2 protein-coding genes are annotated in these 2,048 nt (G+C 75.6%); both read left to right on the top strand.

Annotation, left to right across the window (positions count from 1 at the left end; genetic code table 11):
- Positions 1-825 (top strand): hypothetical protein (locus tag BN13_RS17195; protein ID WP_235434103.1); only part of this gene is annotated, 825 nt, incomplete at its 5' end.
- On the top strand, positions 822-2,048 hold a 1,227-nt coding region (gene murJ / locus BN13_RS17190; RefSeq protein ID WP_268806975.1), incomplete at its 3' end, for a murein biosynthesis integral membrane protein MurJ. The genes BN13_RS17195 and murJ, both read left to right, overlap by 4 nt.

The following is a 2,048-nucleotide window of genomic DNA, read 5'->3' as shown; positions in this document are numbered from 1 at the left end:
CCGCTCTTCCGGCCGGCCGCCGTCGGCAGCCCCCTCGCCGCGGCGGGCGCGCTGCGCGGGCTGCGCGCCAATCCTCCGGGCGGGGCGGCGCGCTGGGAGCGGACCAATCATGCCGGCCGCCCGGTGAGCCTCCTCGAGGGGCCGGCCCTTGTGCTCGGCGCGGGTGCCGGGGCGCTCGCCGGCTACGTGACCGGCGCATCCGGCCGACCGGTCGCGCTCCTCGTCAGCGCACTCGGCCCGGGCGCCGTCGGCGTGCTCGATGACCTGACCGGCGCGACCGGGATCAAAGGATTGCGCGGCCATCTCGGGGCCCTGCGCAGCGGACGGGTGACGACCGGGGCGGTCAAGATCATCGGCCTGGCGGCATGCGGCCTGATCGCGGCCGACTCGGTGCGGGACCGGACGGTCAGCGGCCCCCGGCGAGCCGCCGACGCCCTCCTCGGCGGTGCCGTCATCGCCGGTAGCGCGAACCTCGTCAATCTACTCGACCTGCGGCCCGGCCGGGCGCTCAAGGCGGTCGTCCTGGCGTCGGCCGTCCTCGGCGCCCGCGCCAACCGCTCCCTGCCTGCCGCGGTCGCCGGGGGCACCGCTCTCGGGCTGCTTCCTGACGACCTCGCCGGACGGACCATGCTCGGGGACGGCGGCGCCAACCCGGCCGGCGCGCTGGTCGGGACCGCCCTGGTCGCCCAGACCGGGCGCCGCGGGCGCGTCGCCACCCTCGCGGTCCTGGTCGCTGCGACATTGGCCTCGGAGAAGGTCAGCTTCACCCGTGTCATCGCCGACACCCCGATCCTGCGTGAGATCGACGCCTGGGGCCGCGAATGACGGACGCGGACCCGCAGGTCGCCGGCCACGCGCGCACGATCGCGATCCTCACCGCCGCGGCCCGGCTCGCCGGGTTCGCCCGGACGCTCGTCTTCGCCGCCACCGTCGGGGCCACAGCCCTCGGGTCGGTCTACCAGTCGACCAATACCGTCCCGAATGTCGTCTACGAGATCGCCGCGGGCGGCATCCTGGCCGCCGCGACCGTCCCCCTGCTGGCCGGCCGGGCGGCCGCCGGGGACCGCGAGTCCGCCTCGCGGATCGCCTCCGGCCTGGTCGGTTGGGTCCTGCTGGTCCTGGCTCCACTCAGCCTTCTCGTCGCGATCCTGGCCCGGCCCGTCGCGAGTGCCCTTCTCGACGAAGAGACATTGGGGGAGCGCGCCGTCGACCAGGGCGCCACGATGCTGCTCGTCTTCGCGCCCCAGGTCCTCCTCTACGGCCTCGGCATCGTCCTGAGCGGAGTCCTCCAGGCCCATCGCCGCTTCGCCGCCGCGGCGGCGGCTCCGCTGATCTCCAGCCTCGTCGTCATCGCCACCTATGCGGCCTATGGACTCCTGGCCACCGATCCGGCCGATCCGTGGGCGGGCATGCTCCATCTGCTCGCCTGGGGGACCACCGCTGGCGTCGCGGCCATGCTGTTGACGCTGCTGCCCTCCCTGCGCGGCCTGGGCGTCCGGATCCGCCCGACCCTGCGCTTCCCGCCCGGCGTGGCCGCTCGCGCCGGCCGGCTCGCCGGGGCCGGCCTGCTCGCCCTGCTGGCGCAGCAGGTCTGCGTCCTCGCGGTCGTCTGGCTCAGTAACCATCGCGGCGGAGCCGGGGTGCTCATCACCTATCAGTACGCGCAGGCCCTCTATCTCCTGCCGTATGCCGTGCTCGCCGTTCCGCTCGCCACTGCGGCTTTCCCGGTGATCGCCGCCGCCGGTGAACTCGGCGACGGCGCGACCGGGGACGGGGCCGCGGTGGTGTCCCGGACCCTGCGGGGGATCGCGGTGGTCGCCGTCGCCGGCGCCACCGCGCTGGTGACCGCCGCTCCTCAGCTCGGGCAGGTCTTCGCAGCGCTCGACCGCAGCTCCACCTCGGGTGCCGCGGCGAGCGCCACGGCCGTCGGCGACCTCCCGGTCGCCCTGACCGCCCTGACTCCCGGCCTGGTCGGGTTCGCCTTGTCGGCCCTGTTGGTCCGGGCGCTGTATGCCCGTGGCCCCGCCCGCCGCGCCGCCCTCGCCGTC

Source organism: Nostocoides jenkinsii Ben 74 (assembly GCF_001046875.1).
Classification (GTDB): domain Bacteria; phylum Actinomycetota; class Actinomycetes; order Actinomycetales; family Dermatophilaceae; genus Nostocoides_A; species Nostocoides_A jenkinsii.
The sequence above is the reverse complement of the archived record's forward strand: the minus strand, read 5'-3'. Positions and strand labels throughout refer to the sequence as shown.